Here is a 23,018-nt window from a genome sequence, read left to right as displayed (position 1 = left end):
CGCATGAGTCCGCGCAAGACACGCCGCGCCGACTCATGCACACGAAATGGGAGCACCGCGTTCAGGACGGCAGCGTGAAAACGGGCGTGACTTTCGGGTGAAAGCCGGGCGCGGTTCACGTACTTCGACGTGGCGTCATGGGCCAGTAAGATGGCGGTTCCGCAACTGCCTCGGCATCAGCGCCATGCGTTCAAACCTTTGCACCTGCCTGCTCGCTGTCGCGCTGTGTCTTGCTGCCTCGTTGCCATCGGCCGCAGAAGGGCGGAGCGCGCCGACCATCGGCCAGCAACGCGAGGCGGTGCTGTTCTGGCCACAGGCTCAACGGGAGGCGCAGTTCCGGCGGATGTACAAGCTGTTTCCCAGCGATCGCGCTGCGCACGGCACGCATGCCCATGCGTTGCCGCAAGGCCGGCCGCTGAAGCTGGCGGGTCAGGATGCGTCGACGTGGTTGACCGGCTACATGGACAAGCACCACATCGCCGGAGTGATGGTGCTGCAGCATGGGCACATCCGCATGCAGCGTTATGCGCTGGGATTTGGGCCTGCGCAGCGGTGGGAGTCGTTCTCGGTGGCCAAGTCGGTCACTTCCACCTTGCTGGGGATCGCCCTGCAGCAGGGTTACATCCACAGCATGGACGACACGCTGGGCACGTACATTTCGGAATTGCGCGGCAGCGCCTACGCGGATGTCACGGTGCAGCAGTTGCTGACGATGACTTCCGGCGTGCACTGGAACGAGGATTACGCGGATGCGAAGTCGGACGTGGCGCAGATGTATCTGCGCGCCTGCGCCGATGGCCGCGCGCATATCCTGTCGTACCTGGTGAAGCAGCCGCGGCAGTGGCCGGCCGGTACGCACTTCAACTACAACACCGCGGAAACCGACCTGCTCGGCATCCTGGTGCAGCGGGCCACGCACCGCTCGCTGGCGGCCTATCTTTCGCAGGCCATCTGGAAGCCGTACGGCATGGCCGCCGATGCGTACTGGATCAAGGACGAGTGTGACGGCAGCGATACTGGCGGCAGCGGCTTGTCGGCCACGCTGGGTGATTACGCGCGGCTCGGGCAATTCATGCTCGACGGCGGTCGCATTGGTGGCAAGCCGGTGGTCGCCAAAGCCTGGCTTGGTGGCGCGCTGCACCGCCAGGAAAACGTCGGCGAGCCTGATCGCGGCTACGGCTATCTATGGTGGACCGACAGCGACGGCAGCTATGCCGCGATCGGCATTTTCGGCCAGATGGTCTACGTGGATCCCTCGCGCCAGCTGGTGATTGCGCAGGTGGGTGCATGGCCGCATGCAGTTTCCGATGACCTGATCGCTGCGCGGCGCGAATTCGTGGCTGCTGTCAAACGCGCGGTGGACGCGGAGTTGTAAGCCCGCTGGCGGGCGATGTTTTTGCTCTGCGAATCCCGGCTCCAGGAGCATCGCCCGCTAGCGGGCTCCTACACGGGGCGGCGTTCGTCCCAAGCTACGCGCTGGCCGCGTGCGCAAGGTCAAACGCGTACGCCACCACTGCCTGCGCCCATGCCGGCGTCTGCATCAACTCTGCCGGGGTGCCGGGGTAGCTCAGCGTATGGGCGTGCCACTCGAGTACCTTGCGCGGCATTGGCCGCTGGCCGGCGGCGGGGTTTGCGTCGGTGCTGTTGTCGTACACCACCAGATGGTGCAGGTGCGGCAGCAGGCGGATGAGGTTCTGCTGGCTGCTGGTGTAACGCTCGTGCACGCGCGCTGGCGGAATGTCGTGGCCGCCGCGGGCGACGCGCGCCTGCACGCGTCGCAGATGCAGTTCGGGCGTGGCCAGGCCGCAGTACCAGATGCAGATGTCGATGCCCGCTGCGGCGGCTTGCAGCAGCAGGCCGGTGATGGTGTTGCCGCCGAGGGTGGTTTCGAAGGTGTAGTCGGTTGCCGCGTCGATCGCTGCCTGCAGCTGATCGACATTGGCACGCCATGCCAATCCGTTGGCGGTGGCTTCCTCCATGCCGGGGTTCACGGCCAGGATCTGCCGCGTTTCCTCGTCGGGATTGAAATAGTTGCCGCCGGCCTCGCGCAGCATGGCGCCGGCGATGCTGCTTTTGCCCGCGCCGTTGGTGCCGGCGAGAACCGTGATGCGCGCCATCAGCGGCGAGGCTTGCCGGCAGCCTTTGTCGCCGCCTTGCCAAGCTGGGCGGGTGTCGCCGCGAACAATGCATCGACCGCCTGTTTGGCCGGCTCTGTCTGCATGCCGGTCACGATCGACGCAAAGCGATCACGCAACGGCGCCAGGGGATCGGGTGCGGCGCCGAGCAGGCGCTGGTACTCATCGACGGACAGCACCACGACAGCCGGGCGTTTGTTGCGGGTGATCAACACCGGCTTGCTCGACCGGGCGACCGTTTCGACCAGCTCGGCAAAACCGTTCTTGGCGGCGGAGCTGGGCATGGTCTGCAGGCGGGTGGTGTGGCCCGAATGGGTCGGCAACAACATGCTGGTGGTCATGTTCGTGTCCTCGACAGGTGGCATGCAGGAGGGCGTGCCACAAACTCACCTTACGCCAATGGGCCACATTGGACAAGTTGGCTATATTGGCTATTCATAAGTGAAGGCGGCGCAACCACCATCTGGTTCAGTCAAAGCCCTTCCTTTGCCGTTCCCTGCCGCAGCGCCTCCACCAGCAACGAAAACGCCGGCGAAGGTTGCCGCCGGCTCGGGTAGTACAGGTGGTAGCCGGGGAAGGGCGGACACCAGTCGGCGAGCACGCGTTGCAGTTTGCCGTCCGCGATGTCGGCCTGGACCATGTCCTCGGGCACGCAGGCCAGGCCGAAGCCGTCGAGTGCTGCTGCGATGACGTGGCGGGTGTTGTTGAAGGTCAGGCGCCCATCCACGCGCACGTTCAGAGGGTGACCCTTCTTCTCGAACTCCCAGGCGTACAGGCCGCCACGAGTGAGAAAGCGGATGTTGATGCAGTCGTGGTCGGTGAGATCGCGCGGCGTTTTCGGTTTGCGATGCGAAGCCAGATAGTCGGGCGAGCCGACCACGGCCATACGCATCGGTGGCCCGATCGGCAGGGCGATCATGTCATTGGCCACCTGTTCGCCCAGGCGGATGCCGGCGTCGAAACGCTCGGCCACGATGTCGGTGAGGCTGGAGTCGCTGATCACTTCGACGCGGATATCCGGGTAATCCGGCAACAGCTTGCGCAGCACCGGCCACAGGATCGTGCTGGCGGCATGTTCGCCGGTGGTGATGCGCAAGCTGCCGCTGGGCTTGTCGCGCAGTTCGCTGAGGCTGGCCAGGGCGCTGTCGATGTCCTCGAAATTCGGCGTCAGCGCCCTGGCCAGCCGTTCGCCCGCTTCGGTGGGCGCGACGTTGCGCGTGGTGCGGGTGAGCAGGCGCAGGCCTAGCCGCGCCTCCAGCCCTCGAATGGTGTGGCTGAGCGCCGATTGCGACACGCCGAGCTGCGCGGCGGCGCGGGTGAAGCTGCGCTCGCGGGCCACGGCGAGGAAGGCGAGCAGGTCGTTGTAGTTCTCACGGGCCATGGGGGTGGCGCCTATTGATGAGCTCAAATCATAAGAGCATTCAGATTGTCCCGTCTAATCAAATCACCTGGCGGCGCGCAGACTGTTGAACATTCGGATTCTCGACAGGAGCAACGCGATGCAAATGCGCACACTTGGCCGCAGCGGCCTCAACGTCTCGGCCTTGGGCTTCGGTTGCATGGGCTTGAACTTCGCCTATGGCACGGCGATGCCGAAGCAGGAGGCGATCGGCTTGCTGCGACAGGCGGTCGAGGCCGGGGTGACCTTCTTCGATACTGCCGAAGCCTATGGACCATTCACCAACGAGGAGCTGGTCGGCGAGGCGCTGGCGCCAGTCCGAGATCGCGTGGTGATCGCCACCAAGTTCGGTTTCAAGGACGGCGTGGCATCCGCGGGGATGGACAGTCGTCCGGCGCGTATCCGCGAAGTGGCGGAAGCCTCGCTCAAGCGTTTGAAGACCGACCGCATCGACCTGTTCTATCAGCATCGCGTGGACCCGAACGTGCCGATGGAGGATGTGGCCGGCACGGTCATGGAGCTGATCGCCGAAGGCAAGGTGAAGCACTTCGGCATGTCGGAAGCTGGGGTGGGGTCGATTAGACGTGCGTATGCCGTGCAGCCAGTCGCCGCGCTGCAAAGCGAGTACTCGATGTGGTGGCGCGAGCCGGAGAACGAGGTGCTGCCTGTCTGCGAGGAGCTGGGTATCGGCTTCGTGCCGTTCAGCCCGCTCGGCAGGGGTTTCCTGACCGGGAAAATCGACGCGTCAACGTCGCTGGCCAAGGACGATTTTCGCAGCACGCTGCCGCGCTTCTCGGCGGAAGCGCGCCAGGCCAACCAGGTACTGGTCGACCTGCTGGGTCGCATCGCCGCCGCCAGGAACGCCACATCGGCGCAGATCGCCCTGGCCTGGCTGCTGGCGCAGAAGCCGTGGATCGTGCCGATTCCGGGAACCACCAAGCTGCATCGCCTGCAGGAAAACATCGGCGCGGTGGATATCTCGCTCAATGCCGACGATCTGCGCCAGATCGAGGAAGCCCTGCTTCCGATCACGGTGCAGGGAGGCCGCTATCCCGCGCATCTTGCGGCCAGTGTCGGCAAGTGACGCCTTCAACACACCCACCCGATAAGGACTCGCTCATGCCCATCACTGACGCAGCACGGCGCAACCGCGCGAAACTGTTTTCCGATCTCGTCTCGCCCCTGGCCGACACCGATCCCGAACTGATCGAACTGTTCGACAATTGGGCTTTCGACGACGTACTGGCAGAAAGTGGCCCGGACTCGAAAACGCGTCTCATGCTGCAACTGGCGGCGATCATCGCCTGCCAGGCGGTCAACGTCTACCGCGTCATGCTCGGCGCTGCGTTGGAGGTCGGCGTCACCCCGATCGAGGTCAAGGAGATCGTTTACCAGGCCGTGCCCTACGTTGGCATGGCCCGTGTCTTCGATTTCCTTGGCGTCACCAATGCAGTGCTGCAGGAACGCGGCATCCCGCTGCCGCTGGAAGGACAATCCACCACCACTCGCGATACGCGCTTCGACAAGGGCGTGGTCGCTCAGAAACGCATATTCGGCGGCGAGCATGTCGAAAAAATGCATGCGGATGCGCCGAAGGATCAACGCCATATCCAGGCGTTTCTCTCGGCCAACTGCTTCGGCGACTACTACACGCGCAACAGCCTGGATCTCAAGACGCGCGAACTGCTGACCTTCGTCCTGCTTACTGCGTTCGGCGGCTGCGATCCGCAGGTGGCTGCGCATGCTAGAGGCAATCTCGCCGTCGGCAACGACCGGAACGTGCTGCTCGGCGCGGTCACGCAGTTGCTGCCATACATCGGTTACCCGCGCGCATTGAACGCGATTCGCGCCATCAATGAGGCGACCAGGGATCACGCGTCGTGAACGACCATCGCGGCAGTCTGCAACCGGCTGCCGCGATGGCCTTGATTTCTTTTTCAGGTATCACTTTTCAGACATCATGCAAGCGCATTCCATGGAAATCATCCGCAACGGCTCGCAGCCCTCCGCCACCGGGCCGGCCGAGTTCTTCACCGGCAAGGTGCGCATCGATTCGCCGTTCAAGGGTGTTGGCGGCGCAAACATATCCGGTGCCGCCGTGACCTTCGAACCGGGCGCACGCAGTGCCTGGCACACGCATCCGCTGGGACAGATCCTGATCGTCACCGCAGGCAAGGGCTGGACCCAGTGCGAAGGCGGCCCGATCGTCGAGATCAACGCCGGCGACATCATCTGCTGTCCATCGAATCACCGACACTGGCACGGCGCCACGCCGACCACCGCGATGAGCCACATCGCCATCCAGGAGGCGAAGGACGGCAAGGTGGTCGATTGGATGGAGAAGGTGACCGATGAGGAATATCTCGTAGGGCCGGCATCCTGATTTCGTTCAACCATTCCCTCAGCAAGGTAACCCCATGACCACCAAAGCCTACGGCGCGCATGCCGCCGACAAACCGCTGCAACCCCTCGACATCGAGCGCCGTGTGCCCGGGCCGCATGATGTACAGATCGATATCGCGTTCTGCGGCGTCTGCCATTCCGACTTGCATACGGTTCGCTCCGAATGGGGCGGCACGCTGTATCCGTGCGTGCCCGGCCATGAGATCGTCGGTCACGTCAGTGCCGTGGGCAGCGACGTGACAGGCTTCAAGGTCGGCGACACCGTGGGCGTGGGCTGCCTGGTCGGCAGTTGCCAGCATTGCGCGGCTTGCGACGAGGGTCTGGAACAGTATTGCGAGAACGGCTTCGTCGGCACCTACAACGGCCCGACCAAGGACGCGCCCGGACACACGTTGGGCGGCTACTCGCAGCGCATCGTGGTCGACAAAAAATTCGTGCTGAAGATCCGCCATCCCGAAGAACAACTGGCGGCTGTCGCGCCGCTGTTGTGCGCGGGTATCACTACGTATTCGCCGCTGCGGCATTGGAACGTCGGCCCCGGCAAGAAGGCTGGCGTGGTCGGTATCGGCGGGCTTGGTCACATGGGCGTGAAGCTCGCACACGCGATGGGCGCGCACGTGATCGCATTCACCACGTCGGAGAGCAAGCGTCAGGCGGCGCTGGACCTGGGCGCCGACGAGGTCGTGGTCTCTCGCAACGAGAGCGAGATGAAAGCGCACGCCAACAGCTTCGACTTCATCCTCAACACGGTGGCCGCCAGTCATTCGCTGGATGCCTTCACTGGTCTGCTCAAGCGCGACGGCACGATGGTGCTGGTAGGCGTGCCGGAGCATCCGCATCCGTCGCCGAACGTGGCCAACCTGATCTTCAAGCGCCGCGCGATTGCCGGATCGCTGATCGGCGGCATCGCCGAAACGCAGGAGATGCTTGATTTTTGCGCGGACAAGGGCATCGTCTCCGACATCGAGATGATCCCGATGCAGAAAATTGACGAGGCCTACGACCGCATGGTGAAGGGTGACGTGAAATACCGCTTCGTCATCGACAACGCCACACTGGCCAACCAGGCCCGCGGGTAGGGCGTGCACTGAACGGCTACGGGTTGGTCGGGGCCGCGGCGGTGCGCATGCCCGATGCACAGCAACAGACGCGAATCGCTTGTTCATGCGTGTCGGCGCCTGAAGTGCCAATGGGGATGAACGGCAACTGCTTGAGCGCCGTCATCCGCGGGAACGACGAAAACGGAAGGTTCCGCGCTTGAGCAAGCGGCATTCCTGCCAGGGACGGTTTGCACAAGATGCGAAACCCGTTCCTGCACCTTGTGTGTGAGCTTGACCATTGATGAACCCATGTCATTCGGAGGTTGCGGCAATGACGACGGATATCGGTACCTGCTGGCCCACGCTGCCGTACGACGCGTGGAAGGACACCTGCGCGACGCTACACCTGTGGACGCAGGTGGTCGGCAAGATCGCATTGGCGCAGGCGCCGCCGCTCAATCACTGCTGGGCCGTTGCGCTGCGGATCAACGCGCGCGGCTTGACCACGCGGCCGCTGCCGCACGGCGAGCGCACCTTCACGATCCAGTTCGATTTCATCGATCACCGGTTGGTGGTCAATGCGTCGGATGGAGCGACGCGTACCCTGGCACTGCGACCGTGCAGCGTCGCCGATTTTTATCGCGAGTTGCTGGAGACGCTGGCTGCCATGCGTCTGGCGGTGAAGATCCATCCCATGTCGACGGAATTGCCGCAACCGATCCGGCTGGACCGCGATACGGAACACCACAGCTACGATCCCGCCTACGCGAATCGTTTCTGGCGCATCCTGGTGCAGGTGGAGCGCGTATTTACCGACTCGCAGTGCTCGTTCGTCGGCAAGAGCAGCCCGGTGAATTTCTTCTGGGGCAGTTTCGACTTGGCAGTGACGCGCTTCTCCGGTCGGCGTGCACCGCCGCGCGACGGCCCGGCGTTCGAGCGTGAGGCGTATTCGCACGAAGTCATCAGCCATGGTTTCTGGCCAGGCAGCGGGCCACTGCTGGAACCGGCGTTCTATGCGTATGCCGCGCCGGAACCGGCGGGTTTGAAGGATGCGCGCGTGCGGCCGGATGCGGCGTACTACCACCGCGAGCTCGGCGAGTTCATCCTGCCGTACGAGGCGGTGCGCCAGGCGGATGCGCCGGACGCGATGATCCATGCATTCATCCGCAGCACCTACGAGTGCGCCGCTGATCTGGCGCACTGGGATCGTGGCGCGCTGGAACGACGGGCCGGGGCGTGAATGCGGCGCCCCGTCGGCGCGCGTAGCGCGTACGCTTCCCGCGGATTTTCCGGCAGACGTCTGGACGGCTGCAGGGACGGCCAGGTGGAAGGTGTCAGTACCGAAGGGTACTTACTCAGGCTCCGTTCGTCCCCGGATCGAGTCCTGAGCAGGCTCCGAGCGGTGACCATGGATGCTCACTGCTTTGAGGAGCGAGGAAATCGAAGGACATGCCGGGGATCGGCGCGCCCACGCTCAGCGCGAACAGTACGGAACGGGCGGCGTCAAGTAAGTGCCATCCGTGTCAGGAACAATTTTCGGCATTCGGCCAGCTCCGGGGCGAGCCTCCGATGTGGCCAGGAAAACGGAGGCGGAGGTATCAAGCCGGCGTGACTTGTCTCCGCCTCCGTTGGCGAACCACTCAACCTTCGCCCATGCCCTCGGCCGGCTCCGGCGCGCTGCCGGCACGCACCTTGTCCTCGATCTGCTGCCCGACCGTGGTGTCCACGCTTTTCCAGTACGCGAAGGCGCGTTCCAGCACCGGGCTGCGTACGCCACCGAGCAGGCTGCCGGCGACCTGGTCGACGAACTGCGCGCGCTGCGCGTCGTTCCATACATCGCGAACCAGAGTGCCGGCCTGACCGAAATCATCGTCTTGCGAGTGCAACGTGTAGGCACTGCGCACCATCTCGCCATCCGCCTCCCAGCCGTTTTCCACCGGACCGGTGTCGTCAGACCAGGACCGGCCGCCGCTGTTGGGCGCGTGCACCGGTGCGTTGCCGCTGTGGTGGTAAGCCATCTGGCCGTCGAACATGTATGTGTTCACCGGCACCTTGGGCTGGTTGACCGGCAGCTGATGGAAGTTGGTGCCGATGCGGTTGCGCTGCGCATCGGCGTACGCGAACGCACGGCCCAGCAGCATCTTGTCCGGTGAAAGGCCGATGCCGGGCACGGTGTTGCCCGGCGAGAAGGCGGCTTGTTCGATCTGCGCGAAGAAATTGTCCGGGTTGCGGTTCAGGGTCATCGTGCCGACCTTGATCAGCGGGTAGTCCTTGTGCGGCCATACCTTGGTCAGGTCGAACGGATTGAAGCGGTAGTTCTTCGCGTCGGCGTAGGGCATCACCTGTACCGACAGATCCCACACCGGATGCTCGCCGCGCTTGATCGCATTGAACAAGTCTGCCCGGTGGAAGTCGGCGTTTTCGCCGGCCATGGTGGCGGCTTCAGCGTTGTTGAAAAACGCCATGCCCTGGCGGGTGTGGAAGTGATACTTCACCCAGAACTTCTCGCCAGCGGCGTTGATCCACATGTACGTATGCGAGCCGTAGCCGTTCATCTGTCGCCAGGTGCGTGGCAGGCCGCGCTCGCCCATCACGTAGGTGACCTGGTGCGCGGTTTCCGGATTGCTGGTCCAGAAATCCCACTGCATGTGGTTGTCACGCAGGCCTGAATCCGGCAGGCGTTTCTGGCTGCGGATGAAGTGTGGGAATTTCATCGGGTCGCGCAGGAAGAACACTGGCGTGTTGTTGCCGACCAGGTCGTAGTTGCCCTCGTCGGTGTAGAACTTCAGCGAGAACCCACGCACATCGCGCCAGGTATCCGGGCTGCCCGACTCGCCGGCGACGGTGGAGAAACGCGCCAGCATGTCGGTGGACGCACCTTGCTGGAACAGCGCGGCCCTGGTGTACGCGGAAACATCTTCGGAAATCTCCAGCACGCCGAACGCGCCGGCGCCCTTGGCGTGCGGCTGGCGCTCGGGCACCTTCTCGCGGTTGAAGTGCGCCATCTGCTCCAGAAAGTGCACGTCGTGCAGAAGGATCGGGCCATTCGGGCCGATGGTCAGCGAGTTGCGATCGCTGCCGGCCGGGGCGCCGGAGCCGGTGGTTGAGCCGATGCCGGGTTTGTTCTCGTCATGGGACATGAGGTTGCCTTCTTCAGGGGATGGTCGGGGAGATTGCCGGCAAGCGGCTGTACCCCACCGAGTCTGCCCGCAACGACGCGAGGCGGCCATTCGGTTTTTCCAATCGGGACGATAGGCAACGCATTGAAGCAAAGAGTCGGTCTTTCAGGCCCCCGCCGCGACCGCGCCAAAGATCAGCGACTGGTGCGCCGCCACGCCGGCCATGACGCCGTCGGCCACCGCATTCGCCACGCCGGGAAACATGCGCGCCGCGTCGCCACAACAATAAACACCCGCCACCGTGCTGGCCTTCTGTTCATTGGTGCGGATGCACAGGCCCACCGGTCCCTGGTCAAACGCGCAACCCAGCTGTTCGGCCAGCGGGCTGCCGGCGCGGGTGCTTCCCATCACGAACAAACCGTCCAGCGGCCGGGTGCGACCGTCGCGCAGCACAACTTCGGCCTTGCCCGCGATGCGTTCCACCAATGTGCGCTCGATCGCCACGCCGCGCTGGACCAGTGCGGCCAGTTGCGCCTCGTCCGGTTCGAACGCATCGTTGAGAAACAGCGTCACCGTGCCCCAGTCGGGCAACATCATGGCCTGATGCAGTGCCATCGGTCCCGATGCCAACACGCCGATGTTGCCTTGCGCCAGTTCATAGCCATCACAATAGGGGCAAGTGAATACATGGCGGCCCCATCGCTCGGCCAGCCCATCGATGGGCGGCAGCTCGTCGATCACACCGGTTGCCAGCACCAGCCGATGCACCTGGAACAGCTGGCCATCCTGCAGCGTCACCTGGAAACCGCCTTCGTGGACGACAGCATTCGCCGCCGTTCCCTCGTGCCATGTGACGGTGGGGTAGGCCAGCAGTTGTTCGCGGCCCTTGGCGACGATGGCCGAACCCTCGCTGCCATCCTGGGTCAGAAAACCGTGCGAGTGGCGGGCGTAACGATTGCGCCGCTGGCCGGCATCGACCACCAGCACGCGGCGGCGCGCACGTGCCAGTTGCAGTGCTGCCGACAGGCCAGCGTAGCTGCCGCCGACGACGATGACGTCGAAATCACCCTTTGCGTGATCGGTGCGCATGGTTGCCTCCCTGGTGTGTCGCGTAGTGGTGATTGAAGCGTTCCGACAGGTCGGCCAGGGTGACGTCCCTGAAGTGCTCGATCAGCAAGGCTTCGGCTTCATCGAAGGCGCTCGCCAACGATTGGTTGACGACCTTCTCGACCAGACATTCAGGATGGTCGACCCGATTGCCCATCGCGAACACGGTGGGCGAGCCGACCGCTTCGTAGATGTCGTGCAAAGTCACCTCGTGCAGGTCGCAGGTGATCGTCCAGCCGCCGCCGTGGCCCTTGTCCGAACCGACGTAGCCGCGTTCGCGCAGACCGGCCAGCACGCGTCGCACCAGCACCGGATTGGTATTCAGGAAGCCCGACAATTCCTCGGACGTGCGTGGTACCCCGCCATGTGCCATGTGCAGCAACAGGTGCAGGACCGATGAAAGTTTGCTGTCTCGTCTCATGTAACTTACGTTAGCACATGAGTGGTGCGCAACGACAGGGCGAACTGGCGGACTGGGTGCCAACGGCAATGCCTGGCCGGCACTGAACCGTGTTGCCTTGGGCATTCCGGTGGTTGCGCGCGCCGGGCGTTACGGTCGCGGGCTACCTGCGCACCGCTGCCAGCAGGTGGCCGTTTACCAGGGAACCTGCCGACCCAGGTAATCGAGATACTGGAGGCCTGCCTTTCCCGCCTGCGCGTCGATGATGTCGACAAGGTTGGGGATGCTTTCCTCGATACCCAGGCGCGCCTCGGCGCCGCCCATGTCGGTGCGCACCCAGCCCGGCGCCATCAACAGCAGGGTCCTCGCATCATCGGCGTGGCGGGCGGCGAAGCTGCGCATGAATGTGTTGAGCGCCGCCTTGCTGCCGCGATACACCTCGTAGTGTCCGTTGGTGTTGTTGGCGACGCTGCCCTGGCCGGACGACATGATGCCGATCGTGCCATCGGGGCGCACGAGATCCTGCAGCGCCTCGATGACACGCATCGGGCTCAAGGCGTTGGTGACCATCACACGCACAAACTCGTCAGTCGACACATCCGCGATCGTTTCGCGATCATCATTCTTGACGCCTGCATTGACGAACAGCATGTCGAATCTTCTCGATGCCAGACGTGTGCGCAGCGCTGCCACCTGATCGGGTTGGACGATGTCGACGGTCTCGATTTCGAGCTGCCCTGCGCAAGCCCCCGTCAGATGGCGCAATCGGGATGTGCTGGCATCACGCTCGGTCGCGACCACAGCCCATCCGCGTTTGAGGTACTCCTCCGCCAGGGCCAGGCCAAGGCCCCGGGAGGCGCCGATGAGCAGGAGTTTCTTGTTCGAAGAGCGTGGTGGCATCCGTCATGTCCTTTATCGAGGTATTCAACGAAGCGCTGCGCATCGCGATCCACCGTGGTCGCTCAGTCCAGTGGCCACGGCACTGAAGCCGCAAGACGATCGGCCCCGGACGCCTCCACGGGATCGGGCTCGACGTGGTGTTTCCCGCTGGTTGTTTCATCGCTGCGCCACCATGGCGTCACCGGTCGCCGTTCCACCGGCTCGACCGCCGCGCCGAGTTGCGGCAACAGCAGATGCGCCCGGTTTGGATCCGCCAGCGAGAGCAAGGTTTCCACCGGCTCATCCCAGGCGTGCGTGGACAGCGCGAAGGTGCCCCAGTGCACAGGCATCAGCACGCCACCGCCGAGCATGTCATGCGCCTTCAGCGCATTGGCCGGACCCAGGTGTATGTCGCCCCACGAGGGGTGGAACGCACCCACTTCCAGCATCACCAGGTCGAACGGGCCGAGCCGGTCGCGAATGGTTTGGTATTCGCTGGTGAGGCCGGTATCGCCGCTGAAGAAAACGCTGTGCCGCTCGCCCTGCATGACGAGCGACGACCACAGCGTGAGGTTGCGATCCTTCAGTCCGCGCCCGGAGAAATGCTGCGAGGGAGCCGCCGTGATGCTCAGGCCGGTGCCTGGTACACGATGGGTCTGCCACCAGGCCAGCTCGGTGATGCGCGCGGGCGCGATGCCCCAGGCTTCCAGATGGGCGCCGACGCCAAGCGAGGTGACGAAGGGGACATCCGATTTCGCCAGCGCGCGGATGGTCGGGTAGTCCAGGTGATCGTAGTGGTCATGCGAAATCACCACCGCATCGATGGGAGGCAGGTCGCGCAGGCTGATCGGCACTGGCTGGAAGCGCTTGGGCCCGAGCAGGGTGAAGGGCGAGGCGCGCTGGCCCCACACCGGATCGGTCAGCACGCGCCAGCCATCGATCTCCAGCAGCACGGTGGAGTGGCCGAGCCAAGTGGCGCGCAATCCGTTGGCCGGTGGCCTCAGCCATGCGCTGCGGGGATCTTCGGCGGGCAGTGGCGCCGGTGGCGTGCGATCCGGACCGCCGCAGACGAAGTCGCGCAGCGTGGGCCGCGGCGCGGACGTGTCCCGCAAACCGGGCAGCACTGGATGAATATTGCGCAGCCGCTCGCCGTCCCACAACGGCAGGTCGTGCAGACGTTCGAGGCGTTCGCCCTGGGCGGGTTTGCCGAAAGATCGCATGGCGTGATTCCTGTGGAGTGTGCAGCACGCTCCGGAATGCGCGCTGCATGGGCACAAATCAAGGGCCGACGCTCACCCGCGTCAGTTCGCGTGCGTTCCCCAGAATGCCACGGCCCGTCGATATGCCTCGCGATCCAGCGGCATGCCCGAGCCACCTTCCTCCACGCCAAGCGCATTGCGCAGCATGGTGATCGGCACCATTGGAATCTCTTCCGGTTCGGCAGTGTAAAGGCAGCCGACCACACCCCATTCGGCATCGATCGGCGAGCCTTCTTTCGCCAGCTGCTCCCGGCTGTAGAGAATCGGCAGCAGATAGTTGGCGACCGACGGGTCGATGCCGTCGAACCAGCGCACCAGCACGGGCAGTTCCTCGTGGCTGCGCGCCTCGTAAGCGGAGCGCAGCAGGTGTCTGTTGGCTTCGGTGATGGGCGTGGCGGTGCAGCGTGTGCTGGTCCAGTTGCGGTGCACGTGCAAGCGGCAGAACGGCGCGTATCCTTCCAGTATTTTCAGCGGCGCTTCGGTGTTGAGGCGCTGTTCGAATTCTTCAGCGGTGCAATCCTGGATCGCGCTGGCGCGGCGGTCGCGTGGGAACAGTCGGCGGCGGGCGAAGGAGGTGAGGGTGACGGACATGGGGGCCAATGGGAGATGCATGAGTGCAACAGGTCAACGCGCGAGCAGACCTTGCCGGTCTGCCGCGGTCATCAAGCGACGAACTGCAGCCGCGCCAGCTCCGCATACAAACCACCCTCGGCCAGCAGACTCTCATGCGTGCCTTGCGCCACGATGCGCCCGCCGTCTAGCACCACGATGCGGTCGGCGCGTTGCACGGTGGCCAGGCGGTGGGCAATGACCAAGGTGGTGCGGCCTTTTTCGAGACGTTCGAGCGCCTGCTGGATCGCCGCCTCCGATTGCGCATCGAGTGACGACGTCGCTTCGTCGAGCAGCAGCAGCGGAGCGTCGCGCAGGATCGCGCGGGCGATCGCGATGCGCTGGCGCTGGCCGCCGGACAGGCGTACGCCGCGTTCGCCCATTTCGGCCTGGTAGCCGTCCTTGAGGGCGCTGATGAAATCGTGCGCCTCGGCGGCGCGGGCGGCGTCGCGCACTTCCTCGTCGCTGGCGCCTTCGCGGCCGAAGCGGATGTTGTCGGCGGCACTGCCGCTGAAGATCACGGTTTCCTGTGGCACCAGCGCGATCGCGCTGCGCAGGTCATCCAGCGTCACGGCACGCAGGTCGATGCCATCGACGCTGATGCTTCCGCTTTGCGGATCATAGAAGCGCAGCAGCAGCGAAAACACGGTGCTCTTGCCCGCACCGGACGGGCCGACCAGGGCGACGGTTTCGCCGGGGCGAACGTCGAGCGTGAAGTCGTGCAGCGCCGCGGTATCCGGACGTGTCGGGTAGTGAAAGCCGACGCCGTCGAAGCGCAATGCCCCACTGACCGGCCGCGGCAGCGCAAGCGGTTGCGCCGGTTCGGCGATCTCGGGGCGTTCGTCGAGCAGTTCGCCGAGGCGTTCCATCGCGCCGGCGGCGCGAAGTACGTCACCCCATACCTCGGAAAGGCCGGCGACCGAGCCGGCGGCGAACACGGCGTACAGCACGAACTGGCCCAGTATGCCGGCGTCCAGCGTGCCGGCCAGCACGTGGCGTGCGCCGGCCCACAGCACCAGGGTGATCGCGCCGAACACCAGCACGATCACCGCCATGGTCAATAGCGAGCGCATGCCGATACGCCGCCGGGCGGTGGCCAGCGCGCGCAGGATCGCGTTGCTGTAGCGGGTGCTTTCGATGTTCTCGCGCGCGTACGCTTTCACCGCTGTGGAGGCGTTGAGCGTTTCGTTGGCGATCGCCGCTGCATCGGCGAGGCGATCCTGGCTGGCGCGCGAGAGTTTCTGCACGCGCCGGCCGAATATCAGGATCGGCAGCATCACGGCGGGAATCACCAGCGCGGTAAGCCCGGCCAGCGATGGCGCCGTCCACACCATTGCCACCGCGGCGCCGATCAGCATCACGGCACTGCGCAGCGCCACCGACACGCCCGAGCCGATCAGCGCCTGCACCACTTCGGTGTCCGCGCTGAGGCGCGACAGCAGTTCGCCGACGCGGCTACGTTCGAAGAAGCCGACGTCGAGGCGGATCACTTGGGCATACAGCGTCTGCCGCAGCGAGGCCAGCGCGCGCTCGCTGAGCAGGGTGATGCAGAAATAACGTGCCGCGGTGGCGAACGCGAGCACCAGCGCCACGCCGAACAACGCGATAAAGGTCTCGTTGATCACCGCGTTGCTCGAATGTCCGAAGCCCTGGTCGATGATGTGGCGGAACGCCAGCGGCAGCACCAGGGAAGCGCCGGAGGACATCCCGAGAAAGACCAGCCAGCCGACGGCCAGCGCGCGATGCGGTTTCAGGAAGGGCCAGAGCCCGCGAAGGGCGCCGATGCGTCGGGCAGGGCGGGGGGTGTCAATCGTGGCGTCGCTCATGGGCTCTCGCAGGATGAATCGGGAATGACGCAGGCTCGCCTGGAAGCGGGCAATGCCATTGTAGGTGGGGCGTGGTGCGGTCGATTCAATCCTCTGGCCGCTTGCCGGAGCGTCGTGACCGTCGGGATATTTGCCTGATGTTCGTCAATCCAGGCGTTTTGCAACGCTGCGACCGCGAGTGATGTCGCTGATCCGGCGCTGTGCCTCGGCAACATGGTTGTCCGGCAGGCGCAGTTGCAGTGCCACGCCAGCGGTACCGAAAACTTCCTGTTCGATATCGGCCTGCCATTCCCTCAGTCGTGCCCTGAGCAGGGCCAGTTCGGCAAAGTCGCAATGCACGGCCAGCTGTGTCATCGCCACGATGGGTACGCGCTCGGCGCGACGCAGGCACTCGGCAGCGGTGCCGCCGTAGGCGCGTACCAGGCCGCCGGCACCGAGCTTGATGCCGCCGTACCAGCGCGTCACCACCACTGCGACGCGATCCATGTCCTGCCCTTCGATCGCCTGCAGGATCGGCCGGCCAGCTGTTCCGCCTGGCTCGCCGTCGTCGTTGAAGCGGTAGTCCTGGCCGATGCGGTAAGCCCAGCAATTGTGGGTAGCGGCGGGATCGCTCGCCTCGCGCAGGAATGCCAGTGCTTGCCCGGGCGATTCCACCGCCGCAGCCTGCACCAGGAAGCGGCTCTTCTTGATCTCCTCCTGATGGCTGCTTGCCCGGGCGAGCGTGGACAGGGCTCCACTCATGGTTTGGGCAGGCGCGCTTCGAGGTCGGCTGCAAACTGCCATCGCGGATGCGCGCGGTGAAATTGCTCGAGCCGTTGCTGCGCTTGCCGATCCTTGTGTTCGGCGAACAGACGCCGGATCTCGGTCAACTCGCGTGCCTGCGCAGGGCTGGCCGCCTGTGCTGCCGGCGCATCGGATGCGGGAGCTGGTGACGGGGGTGGCATGGCATAGCCTTGAATCGACGGCGGGGCAGGCGCCGCCGCGTCGGCCATCGAAAATGCGTTGCCCGAGACTTCGGCGACCGGAGCCGGTGCATTCGGCGCGGCGACGGGCGATGCTTGCGATCCGAAGCTCGCGGTGGAATTCCGGCGGGCCATGCCGACGGTTTGCAGGACCGTGTGCGGACTTGCCGCCAGCTTTGCGGATGAAAGCGGGCGCACGAATTTCGGTGGTGGCTGTTTGGCTGGTTCTGGCGGCGGTGGCGGAACTTGCGGCATGGCTTCCGGTTTCGCGGCGACAGGTGCTGCCTGCGGCGCCATCGCGGGAGTGGTCGCTTTTTCCGACACGACGTCGTTGGCCGCTGCTGGTGCGGTGTCGGCCTGTGGCATGCCGCGCATATGCCAGGCCAGACCGGCGGCAAGCACGAGAGTGGCGACGCTGCTCAATCCGATCAGCCAACGCGGACTGTTCCTTTTGCGGGTGGGTGAGCTGCCCGATTCGAAGGCTGGTCGACCGGCGTGCGGCTGGGCGGACAGTGCCTGCGCCGCGGCGCGCAACACGGCCGCGTCCAGCGCCGGTCCTGGTTCGTTCCGTGGCAGCTGGTCGTAAAGCGCCTTCAGCCCGGCCTCGTCGGGCAGGTTGTCGTCGGGCTCACGGGGTGGCAATGAGGTAATCATTCGGACAGCACTTCGCGTAATCGGGTCATGGCGTAACGCAGGCGCGACTTCACCGTTTCGCGGCCGGCGCCGGTCACCGCGGCGATCTCCTCCAGGCTCAGGTCCTGCTCCAGCCGCAGCAGAATGGCGATGCGCTGGTCTTCCGGCAGTTGTTCGATCGCGCGCTGCAGGCCGCGGCGGCGCTCGAATTCGGACAACGCGTGCTCCGGTTGTTCGCATTCCGGCGTGGAGGCATGGGCCAGCGCAATTTCAGCCTGCTCGCCATCAACCACGGGTCGCTGCCGGCGCGCGCTGTCGATCATCAGATTGTGCGCGATCTGCAATAGCCAGGTGCTGAACTTTGCCTGCGGCTGGTAGCGCTCGCGTGCGCTGATCACCCGGCTCCAGGTTTCCTGGAACAACTCGTCGGTGCGGTGGGGATCGCGCACGCTGCGCAGCAGGAACCGGTACAGCATGCCGCGGTGACGCCCGTACAGCACCTCGAACGCGGCAAGATCGCCACGTGCGTAGGCAAGCATCAGCATCGCATCGGGATCGACCGCGGCATCCATGGGTTGCGAGGTTAAGCGAAATCGGTGGGCAACGGATAGGTCGCGGGAGTGGCCGCGAAAAGCGTAACCCCCTCCCGGCCTCCCCCTGCAAGCAGGGGGAGGAGCAAAGCTAGAAGCAGGAGCAATGCCAGAAGCAGAGGCAAAGCCAGAGGCAGAGGCAAAGCCAGAAGCAGAGGCAAAGCCAGAGGCAGAGGCAAAGCCAGAGGCAGGAGCAAAGCCAGAGGCAGGAGCAAAGCCAGAGGCAGGAGCAAAGCCTGGTGACGTCGCGTTTTGCCGGTGCGACAGATCAGCTCCCTCCCCTGCGTGCAGGGGAGGGTTGGGGAGGGGTGCTCTTGCTCCTGCTCTCGCAAGTTCCGCCCCCGCCGCGCGGTGATGATTGGGGAAGGGCAGCGAGGAGATCCTGCCCGTAACCACCATCCGCGCAGCGAGGCCGGAAACCTCAGCGCGACGCGGTGTTGCCGGCGTTGTCATGACCTTGCGTCGCCAGTCCACCGGCGAGCTTCACCAATTGAATGAAGCCGGCGCGATAGCCGTCGGCATCGCTGCCACGTGCACCGCCGGCAAGTTTCGCAATCTGCGCGTAGCCGTAACCATCCAGGTATTTGCCGCCGCGCAGGGCATCGGCGAACGCTGCCACGGCCGCGGCATAGCGCAGGCGTTCACTGGCTTGCGCCTCTACCTGAGTCGCTATCGACTGCTCGATCAGTTTGCTGTCCGACTGCCCCGGCAACTTGTAGCGCAGGCGCAGGAAGGCCAGCTCATTGCCGCCGCGCGCCGAAGAGGATCGTTCGCCATAGCGCAGCGGGTCGATGCGCGCGGCATTCGAGCCCTTCGGGGTGATCTCGTAGATCGCGGTGACGTTGGCGCCTGCGCCGATCTCGCCGGCGTCGACCTTGTCGTTGTTGAAATCCTCGCGCTTCAGCATGCGTTTTTCATAGCCGATCAGGCGGTATTCCTGTACCTGCGCGGGATTGAATTCGATCTGGATCTTGACGTCCTTGGCGATCGTCAGCAGCGTGGCGGACATCTCGTCGACCAGCACGCGGCGACCTTCCTGCAGGCTGTCGATGTAGTGGTGGCTGCCGTTGCCCACGTCGGCCAGCATCACGGCCATGGCGTCGTTGTAGTTGCCTTCGCCGAAACCCAGCGTGGTCAGCGCGACGCCGCTCTTGCGGTGATCCTCGATCGTCGTCTTCAGCGCTTCCTGGCTGACCGTGCCCACGTTGAAGTCGCCGTCGGTAGCCAGGATCACCCGGTTCACGCCACCCTTGATGAAACCTTGCTCGGCCTGCGCATAGGCCAGCTCGATGCCGGCGCCGCCGTTGGTGGAGCCGTTGGCGCCGAGACCGTCGATCGCGGCATCGATGGTGGCGTGTCGATCACCGGCGGTGGAGGGCAGGGCGACGCCGGCATGGCCCGCGTACGTAACGATCGCCACGCGATCCTGCGGGCGCAGCTCGCGCACCAGCTGCTTCAGCGAAGCCTGCAACAGTGGCAGCTTGTCCGGTTCGGCCATCGAGCCGGAGGTGTCGATCAGAAACACCAGGTTGGACGCGGGGATCTCCATCTTCGGCACGCGATAGCCCTGGATGCCGACCAGCAGCAGTTGCCGCTTTGCGTTCCACGGTGCCGGCGCCAGCTCGGTGGTGACGCTGAACGGCTGCGCACGGTCGGCCGGCGGCGTGTAGCCGTAGTCGAAGTAGTTGATGAACTCCTCCGCGCGCACGGCGTCGGCAGGTGGAAGCTGGCCCGCGCTCAACATGCGTCGCACGTTGGTGTACGAGCCGGTGTCGACGTCGATGCTGAAAGTGGACACCGGCTGCTCGGCGACCAGTTGCACCGGGTTGGTATCGCGATGGGTGTAGTTCTCGGTGTTGATGTCGCCGGGCATGGGCTGCATCGGTGGCAACATGACGAGCATCGGCGCGGCTCCGTAGGCGCCCATCGCCATGTTCTTGCTCATGGCCGCGCGCTGCATTGCCGGTGGCGGTTGCCTGGGCGGTTCCGGCGGGGGCGGTGTCGCTGGCATCGGCGCGGCCGTTTCATCCAGGGCAGTGTCGGCTGGGGCGACGGATTTGACGTTTACAGGTAGCGCGGGTGTTGTTGTGGTGATCGGCGTCTTGTCGGTCTTTGCCGGTGCATCCACCACAGGCTTGGACATGCAGCCGGTCAGGACGACCAACAGGGCCAGCAGCAGGCTGCGCAACGGGGCTTTCACGTTCATGGGGCGGTTCTCCTCCGGGTTCGTGGAAGATGAAACGCAGGCGTGGCGCAAACGGGGTTAATCGCGATGGGCGTGGCGCGGTAGCATGGCGTCCTCGGCAAGACCCATCGGAATGACATGATCAACAACGATGTACTGCGCTCCATCCGCTACATGCTCGACCTCAGCGACGGCAAGGTGGTGGAACTGATCCACCTGGCGGACCCGGGTTTCCCGATCGAGAAGGAAGACGTGCAGGCGTTTCTGAAAAAGGACGACGACGTCGACTACGTCGAATGCAGCAATAAGGTGCTGGCGCTGTTCCTCGATGGCCTGGTGTTCCATCGCCGCGGCAGGGACGAAAACCGGCCAGCGCGAGCGCCGGAGAAACGCGTCACCAACAACGTGGTGCTGAAGAAACTGCGCGTCGCGTTCGAGTTGAAGGACGTGGACATGCATCAGATCCTCGAAGCCGCCGGCTTCCCGGTCTCCAAGCCCGAACTCAGCGCGCTGTTCCGTCAGCCCGACCACAAGAACTTCAAGTTGTGTGGCGATCAGTTGCTGCGGAATTTCCTGAAGGGGCTGACGATGCGCGTGCGCTCGGGTGAAGCGTCTTCAGCACGCTGATCGATCCACTTAGTGGTCGTGCGCCGATTTCATGACGAGTTCGCAGGGGGCGCGCCATGACGGAGATTCCCCGTCGATGACGCCTGTGAGTTGTCGGACAGGTTTTGCCCGTTCGCCGCTGGCGTGGTATCCGTAGACTTTACCCGAGAGGGATGCCATGAATACGTCCGCGATCCCTCCATTGCATGTCGAAGCTGTCGCCGCTTTCCAGCGGCAGGACTGGAAGAAGGCGTACGAGCTGTCGGTGAAGCTGCTGGCGGACGCGCCCCGGCACAACGCGTCCTGCTACCTCGCGGGTCTGGCGGCAGGAGAGCTGCATCAATGGCCGCAAGCCCTGGCACATCTGCAGCAGGCGACGCGGCAGGACTCGTCGAACGTCGAATACGCGGTGCAGTTCGCCAAGTCGTTGTCGCTTGCCAACATGCCCGGCGATGCCGTGCAAGCCGCCAATCGTGCCTTGGGGCTTTCGATTCGCGATGCGGCCATGTTCGACACCCTGGGTATCGTCTATACGCGCGCCAACGTGCATGAGAGAGCGGCGGTCGCGTTCCGGCGCTCCGCCATGGCGGCACCGGACAATGCGGCGTTTCGCTACAACTTCGCCAATTCCCTCATGTACGCGGGTGACATCGATGCCGCCGAAGAAGAACTCGAAGCGTGCATCGCGCTGAAGGAAGACTACTGGCTTGCCTATATTCCGCTGGCACGGATGCGGCGGCAGACACCGGAGCACAACCATGTCGACCGGCTGCACGCGTTGCTCCGGAAGTATCCGGACGATGCGACGGCGGCCTTGCGGCTGAACATGGCGCTGGCCAAGGAGTACGAGGATCTGCAGGACTATCCCCGCGCCTTTCGGCATTTGTGCGAAGGCAAAGGCGCCTTCCGCAGCACCGATGCCGACGGGCGCGAAAGGCGTGTGTTCGAGGCGATCATGCAGGCCTTTCCCAGTCAGCAGGATGATTTTTCGGGATATCCCACGGAAGAGCCCATCTTCGTCATCGGCATGCCGCGCACCGGCACGACGCTGGTGGAGCGCATCATCTCGAGCCATCCCTACGTCCATTCCGCTGGCGAGCTGCACAACTTTGGCGTTGCACTGAAGCAGGCTGCGGGGGTGGCGACGCCTTCGCTGCTGGATGAGGAGACGATCCATGCCGCTCGCCATGTCGCGTGGCGACGGCTGGGCGGACACTATTTGAGAAGCACCCGTCCGATGACGGCGATCAAGCCGCATTTCGTCGACAAGTTGCCGCATCACTATCTGTACCTGGGATTCATCGCCCATGCGCTCCCCAACGCCAGGATCGTCTGCCTGCGCCGCAATCCTCTGGATACCTGCCTGAGCATTTTTCGCGAGCTGTTCGCGCACAAGTCGGAGTTCCACGGTTACACCTTCGACCTGCTGGATATCGGGCGGCATTACGTACTCTTTGATCGACTGATGAGGCACTGGAAACAGGTATTGCCGGGACGCATTCTCGAGGTGCAGTACGAGGCACTGGTCGATGATCAGGAGCAGGGCAGCCGGGCGATTGTCGATCACTGCGGCCTGCCCTGGAACGATGCCTGTCTTCACTTCGAGCAGAACAGCGCGCTGGTCACCACGCCCAGCGCCATGCAGGTGCGCGCACCGATTTACCGCAGCTCGGTCAGGCGCTGGGAAAAATATGCCGAGCAGATCGCTCCATTGCGCGTGTTGCTGATGAGCGAAGGCATTGATTGCGACTCGTGATCGCAAATAGATGCGTTATTCGAAAATAAAAACGGACGTTCTGGGATGTAGTGCACAGTAGCCTTGAGTGAAGGCCGGATTCACTTTTTTCCGCTTTTCCTCGCCGACGC

General features: G+C 64.4%; 22 protein-coding genes. 8 read left to right on the top strand and 14 right to left on the bottom strand.

What is annotated here, in order from left to right:
• The first annotated feature begins 184 nt into the window (after positions 1–184).
• Positions 185–1,375, top strand: coding sequence for a serine hydrolase domain-containing protein (locus ACPPVV_RS09875; protein ID WP_426699730.1), 1,191 nt, complete (start codon positions 185–187; stop codon positions 1,373–1,375).
• 94 nt (positions 1,376–1,469) lie between these two features.
• Here ACPPVV_RS09875 and ACPPVV_RS09870 read toward each other — a convergent pair whose 3' ends face one another.
• From ACPPVV_RS09870 to ACPPVV_RS09860, 3 genes are all read right to left on the bottom strand, one after another.
• A complete protein-coding gene (locus tag ACPPVV_RS09870; protein WP_426699729.1) occupies positions 1,470–2,117 on the bottom strand; it encodes an AAA family ATPase in 648 nt (215 codons plus the stop codon).
• Positions 2,117–2,476: a type II toxin-antitoxin system Phd/YefM family antitoxin gene (locus ACPPVV_RS09865; RefSeq protein WP_426699728.1), complete on the bottom strand. Its 360-nt coding sequence runs from the start codon at positions 2,474–2,476 to the stop codon at positions 2,117–2,119. Before ACPPVV_RS09865 ends, ACPPVV_RS09870 begins: the two co-directional genes overlap by 1 nt.
• A 131-nt stretch (positions 2,477–2,607) precedes the next feature.
• Entirely contained in the window at positions 2,608–3,516 is a 909-nt protein-coding gene (locus ACPPVV_RS09860) for a LysR family transcriptional regulator (RefSeq protein WP_426699727.1), read from the bottom strand.
• Between the two features lie 118 nt (positions 3,517–3,634).
• Here ACPPVV_RS09860 and ACPPVV_RS09855 point away from each other — a divergent pair, with 118 nt between their 5' ends.
• From ACPPVV_RS09855 to ACPPVV_RS09835, 5 genes are all read left to right on the top strand, one after another.
• Positions 3,635–4,618: an aldo/keto reductase gene (locus ACPPVV_RS09855; RefSeq protein WP_426699726.1), complete on the top strand. Its 984-nt coding sequence runs from the start codon at positions 3,635–3,637 to the stop codon at positions 4,616–4,618.
• A gap of 35 nt (positions 4,619–4,653) precedes the next feature.
• Positions 4,654–5,418, top strand: coding sequence for a carboxymuconolactone decarboxylase family protein (locus ACPPVV_RS09850; RefSeq protein ID WP_426699725.1), 765 nt, complete (start codon positions 4,654–4,656; stop codon positions 5,416–5,418).
• Positions 5,419–5,494: 76 nt separating this feature from the next.
• The gene (locus ACPPVV_RS09845; RefSeq protein ID WP_426699724.1) at positions 5,495–5,917 is read left to right on the top strand and encodes a (R)-mandelonitrile lyase; all 423 of its coding nucleotides are present in this window, start codon (positions 5,495–5,497) and stop codon (positions 5,915–5,917) included.
• Between the two features lie 34 nt (positions 5,918–5,951).
• On the top strand, positions 5,952–7,016 hold the full coding sequence (locus ACPPVV_RS09840; RefSeq protein ID WP_426699723.1) for an NAD(P)-dependent alcohol dehydrogenase: 1,065 nt from the start codon (positions 5,952–5,954) through the stop codon (positions 7,014–7,016).
• Positions 7,017–7,308: 292 nt separating this feature from the next.
• Complete coding sequence (locus tag ACPPVV_RS09835) at positions 7,309–8,217, top strand: DUF5996 family protein (protein WP_426699722.1); 909 nt, start codon at positions 7,309–7,311, stop codon at positions 8,215–8,217.
• Positions 8,218–8,617: 400 nt separating this feature from the next.
• Here the strand turns inward: ACPPVV_RS09835 and ACPPVV_RS09830 are convergent, their stop codons facing one another.
• From ACPPVV_RS09830 to ACPPVV_RS09780, 11 genes are all read right to left on the bottom strand, one after another.
• A complete protein-coding gene (locus tag ACPPVV_RS09830) occupies positions 8,618–10,117 on the bottom strand; it encodes a catalase (RefSeq protein ID WP_426699721.1) in 1,500 nt (499 codons plus the stop codon).
• Positions 10,118–10,261: 144 nt separating this feature from the next.
• The gene (locus ACPPVV_RS09825; protein WP_426699720.1) at positions 10,262–11,185 is read right to left on the bottom strand and encodes an NAD(P)/FAD-dependent oxidoreductase; all 924 of its coding nucleotides are present in this window, start codon (positions 11,183–11,185) and stop codon (positions 10,262–10,264) included.
• Entirely contained in the window at positions 11,160–11,624 is a 465-nt protein-coding gene (locus tag ACPPVV_RS09820; RefSeq protein WP_426699719.1) for an RrF2 family transcriptional regulator, read from the bottom strand. Before ACPPVV_RS09820 ends, ACPPVV_RS09825 begins: the two co-directional genes overlap by 26 nt.
• Positions 11,625–11,798: 174 nt before the next feature.
• Entirely contained in the window at positions 11,799–12,503 is a 705-nt protein-coding gene (locus ACPPVV_RS09815) for an SDR family NAD(P)-dependent oxidoreductase (protein ID WP_426699718.1), read from the bottom strand.
• Positions 12,504–12,565: 62 nt separating this feature from the next.
• A complete protein-coding gene (locus ACPPVV_RS09810) occupies positions 12,566–13,702 on the bottom strand; it encodes an MBL fold metallo-hydrolase (RefSeq protein ID WP_426699717.1) in 1,137 nt (378 codons plus the stop codon).
• Positions 13,703–13,783: 81 nt separating this feature from the next.
• On the bottom strand, positions 13,784–14,332 hold the full coding sequence (locus tag ACPPVV_RS09805) for a DUF3228 family protein (protein WP_426699716.1): 549 nt from the start codon (positions 14,330–14,332) through the stop codon (positions 13,784–13,786).
• 71 nt (positions 14,333–14,403) lie between these two features.
• Positions 14,404–16,176 (bottom strand): ABC transporter transmembrane domain-containing protein, encoded by a 1,773-nt coding sequence (locus tag ACPPVV_RS09800; protein WP_426699715.1) that lies wholly within the window; start codon positions 16,174–16,176, stop codon positions 14,404–14,406.
• Between the two features lie 144 nt (positions 16,177–16,320).
• Complete coding sequence (locus ACPPVV_RS09795; RefSeq protein WP_426699714.1) at positions 16,321–16,917, bottom strand: IMPACT family protein; 597 nt, start codon at positions 16,915–16,917, stop codon at positions 16,321–16,323.
• Positions 16,914–17,792 carry a hypothetical protein gene (locus ACPPVV_RS09790; RefSeq protein ID WP_426699713.1) on the bottom strand — a complete coding sequence of 293 codons (879 nt, stop codon included), beginning with the start codon at positions 17,790–17,792 and terminating at the stop codon, positions 16,914–16,916. The genes ACPPVV_RS09795 and ACPPVV_RS09790 overlap by 4 nt, the downstream gene beginning before the upstream one ends.
• Positions 17,789–18,343, bottom strand: coding sequence for an RNA polymerase sigma factor (locus ACPPVV_RS09785; RefSeq protein WP_426699712.1), 555 nt, complete (start codon positions 18,341–18,343; stop codon positions 17,789–17,791). The genes ACPPVV_RS09790 and ACPPVV_RS09785 overlap by 4 nt, the downstream gene beginning before the upstream one ends.
• 439 nt (positions 18,344–18,782) lie before the next feature.
• Positions 18,783–20,567, bottom strand: coding sequence for a vWA domain-containing protein (locus ACPPVV_RS09780; protein WP_426699711.1), 1,785 nt, complete (start codon positions 20,565–20,567; stop codon positions 18,783–18,785).
• Positions 20,568–20,684: 117 nt separating this feature from the next.
• Between ACPPVV_RS09780 and ACPPVV_RS09775 the strand changes: the two genes are divergently transcribed.
• Both ACPPVV_RS09775 and ACPPVV_RS09770 read left to right on the top strand, forming a co-directional pair.
• Positions 20,685–21,173, top strand: coding sequence for a DUF1456 family protein (locus ACPPVV_RS09775; RefSeq protein ID WP_426699710.1), 489 nt, complete (start codon positions 20,685–20,687; stop codon positions 21,171–21,173).
• A gap of 157 nt (positions 21,174–21,330) precedes the next feature.
• Positions 21,331–22,908, top strand: coding sequence for a sulfotransferase (locus ACPPVV_RS09770; RefSeq protein WP_426699709.1), 1,578 nt, complete (start codon positions 21,331–21,333; stop codon positions 22,906–22,908).
• Positions 22,909–23,018: the final 110 nt, after the last annotated feature.

It is taken from the genome of Rhodanobacter sp. Col0626 (genome assembly GCF_049994385.1).
In the GTDB taxonomy this organism is placed as follows: Bacteria; Pseudomonadota; Gammaproteobacteria; order Xanthomonadales; family Rhodanobacteraceae; genus Rhodanobacter.
The sequence above is the reverse complement of the archived record's forward strand: the minus strand, read 5'-3'. Positions and strand labels throughout refer to the sequence as shown.

What these genes read in the sequence shown, in the direction of transcription:
- ACPPVV_RS09875 (WP_426699730.1), top strand. Translation starts at nt 185, where the DNA reads ATGCGTTCAAACCTTTGCACCTGCCTGCTCGCTGTCGCGCTGTGTCTT.
- ACPPVV_RS09870 (WP_426699729.1), bottom strand. Translation starts at nt 2,117, where the DNA reads ATGGCGCGCATCACGGTTCTCGCCGGCACCAACGGCGCGGGCAAAAGC.
- ACPPVV_RS09865 (WP_426699728.1), bottom strand. Translation starts at nt 2,476, where the DNA reads ATGACCACCAGCATGTTGTTGCCGACCCATTCGGGCCACACCACCCGC.
- ACPPVV_RS09860 (WP_426699727.1), bottom strand. Translation starts at nt 3,516, where the DNA reads ATGGCCCGTGAGAACTACAACGACCTGCTCGCCTTCCTCGCCGTGGCC.
- ACPPVV_RS09855 (WP_426699726.1), top strand. Translation starts at nt 3,635, where the DNA reads ATGCAAATGCGCACACTTGGCCGCAGCGGCCTCAACGTCTCGGCCTTG.
- ACPPVV_RS09850 (WP_426699725.1), top strand. Translation starts at nt 4,654, where the DNA reads ATGCCCATCACTGACGCAGCACGGCGCAACCGCGCGAAACTGTTTTCC.
- ACPPVV_RS09845 (WP_426699724.1), top strand. Translation starts at nt 5,495, where the DNA reads ATGCAAGCGCATTCCATGGAAATCATCCGCAACGGCTCGCAGCCCTCC.
- ACPPVV_RS09840 (WP_426699723.1), top strand. Translation starts at nt 5,952, where the DNA reads ATGACCACCAAAGCCTACGGCGCGCATGCCGCCGACAAACCGCTGCAA.
- ACPPVV_RS09835 (WP_426699722.1), top strand. Translation starts at nt 7,309, where the DNA reads ATGACGACGGATATCGGTACCTGCTGGCCCACGCTGCCGTACGACGCG.
- ACPPVV_RS09830 (WP_426699721.1), bottom strand. Translation starts at nt 10,117, where the DNA reads ATGTCCCATGACGAGAACAAACCCGGCATCGGCTCAACCACCGGCTCC.
- ACPPVV_RS09825 (WP_426699720.1), bottom strand. Translation starts at nt 11,185, where the DNA reads ATGCGCACCGATCACGCAAAGGGTGATTTCGACGTCATCGTCGTCGGC.
- ACPPVV_RS09820 (WP_426699719.1), bottom strand. Translation starts at nt 11,624, where the DNA reads ATGAGACGAGACAGCAAACTTTCATCGGTCCTGCACCTGTTGCTGCAC.
- ACPPVV_RS09815 (WP_426699718.1), bottom strand. Translation starts at nt 12,503, where the DNA reads ATGCCACCACGCTCTTCGAACAAGAAACTCCTGCTCATCGGCGCCTCC.
- ACPPVV_RS09810 (WP_426699717.1), bottom strand. Translation starts at nt 13,702, where the DNA reads ATGCGATCTTTCGGCAAACCCGCCCAGGGCGAACGCCTCGAACGTCTG.
- ACPPVV_RS09805 (WP_426699716.1), bottom strand. Translation starts at nt 14,332, where the DNA reads ATGTCCGTCACCCTCACCTCCTTCGCCCGCCGCCGACTGTTCCCACGC.
- ACPPVV_RS09800 (WP_426699715.1), bottom strand. Translation starts at nt 16,176, where the DNA reads ATGAGCGACGCCACGATTGACACCCCCCGCCCTGCCCGACGCATCGGC.
- ACPPVV_RS09795 (WP_426699714.1), bottom strand. Translation starts at nt 16,917, where the DNA reads ATGAGTGGAGCCCTGTCCACGCTCGCCCGGGCAAGCAGCCATCAGGAG.
- ACPPVV_RS09790 (WP_426699713.1), bottom strand. Translation starts at nt 17,792, where the DNA reads ATGATTACCTCATTGCCACCCCGTGAGCCCGACGACAACCTGCCCGAC.
- ACPPVV_RS09785 (WP_426699712.1), bottom strand. Translation starts at nt 18,343, where the DNA reads ATGGATGCCGCGGTCGATCCCGATGCGATGCTGATGCTTGCCTACGCA.
- ACPPVV_RS09780 (WP_426699711.1), bottom strand. Translation starts at nt 20,567, where the DNA reads ATGAACGTGAAAGCCCCGTTGCGCAGCCTGCTGCTGGCCCTGTTGGTC.
- ACPPVV_RS09775 (WP_426699710.1), top strand. Translation starts at nt 20,685, where the DNA reads ATGATCAACAACGATGTACTGCGCTCCATCCGCTACATGCTCGACCTC.
- ACPPVV_RS09770 (WP_426699709.1), top strand. Translation starts at nt 21,331, where the DNA reads ATGAATACGTCCGCGATCCCTCCATTGCATGTCGAAGCTGTCGCCGCT.